Source organism: Streptomyces sp. NPDC089915 (genome assembly GCF_040684675.1).
In the GTDB taxonomy this organism is placed as follows: domain Bacteria; phylum Actinomycetota; class Actinomycetes; order Streptomycetales; family Streptomycetaceae; genus Streptomyces.
Genome location: NZ_JBFBGN010000430.1, coordinates 1 through 1,043, shown reverse-complemented (window position 1 = coordinate 1,043; position 1,043 = coordinate 1). Strand labels below are relative to the sequence as shown.

1 protein-coding gene is annotated in these 1,043 nt (G+C 69.4%); it reads right to left on the bottom strand.

The genetic code is table 11. The annotated features are described in order from the left end of the window. A partial coding sequence (locus AB0O29_RS36395) for a DUF4331 family protein (RefSeq protein WP_365160844.1) occupies positions 1–922 on the bottom strand: 922 nt, incomplete at its 3' end. Positions 923–1,043: the final 121 nt, after the last annotated feature.

Below are 1,043 nucleotides of genomic sequence, written 5' to 3'. Positions count from 1 at the left end.
ACACGCGACCGCAACCGCCCTGACTTTTTATATCAGATGAGGTCTTACGATATTTCCTGTGCGGTGACTGGTGTTCAGTCGTGTGCTCTTCCGTTCTGTGATCGTCCGTGATCTTGCCGCCGGAGACCATGGCGAGGCGGGCGGAGGTGACGTCGTCGGTGAGCGTGCGCCCGTTCGGATAGGCGGCCGGCCGGCCGCGGTCGTACCGCAGGACGTCCGGCAGCACGGTGCGCAGGGCCTCCTCGGCGTCCTCGGTGCCGTATCCGCCGGTGTGGGCGAGGACCGCGGTCCACGCCTCGCGGTAGGTGTCCCAGTCGTCGGCCGGCTCGCCCGCGTTGTACTTCTCCTTGACCTCCTCCGCGTTGAAGTACGCGGTCAGGGAGGGGTGGGCGCCGCGGTCGACGGAGACCAGCTCGCCGTCCTGCCGGAGGCTGACCCGCGCCCAGACGCCGATCGGACCGTCGCCGAGTTCGGCGTCGGGGACCTCCAGCACGATGCCGAAGACGTTCTTGTCGATCCCGAAGTCGTTGCCGGTCCAGGTGAAGTCGTTGACGATGCCGTCGAGGTCGGCGAAGAACGGGTCGCTGCGCAGCCCGGCGGAGAACCGGTAGCCGTTGCCGGTCACGACGTTCGGATCGGCCCCGAAGGCGACGGCCGCGTCGGAGATGACGGCCTCTCCGTCCGCCGAGTGCCGGCGCGCCTGATCGCCGGCCGCCCGGTGGACGGTGACCGTCTGCCCGCCGTCGTCGGGGGTGGAGAAGACGAAGCTGAACGCCAGGTCGGCGATGTGGTCGCCGTCGGTGTCCACGTTGAGGCGGTACACGGCGTCGGGGTGGAACGCCTCGCCCTGGGTGGGGGCGAAGGGGTTGACGTTCATGATCAGGACGGTGCGTCCGCTCTCCGCGGCGGGGAAGACGAACAGGTCCGTCAGGTCGAGGCGGGCATCGTCAGGAGGAGTCGCTGGCCTTGGAGCCGGTGCCGCACTCGCCGGCGGCGCTCCAGTCGCCCTGGTCGGCCGGGTTGTTGTCGCGGCCGTTGCCGTC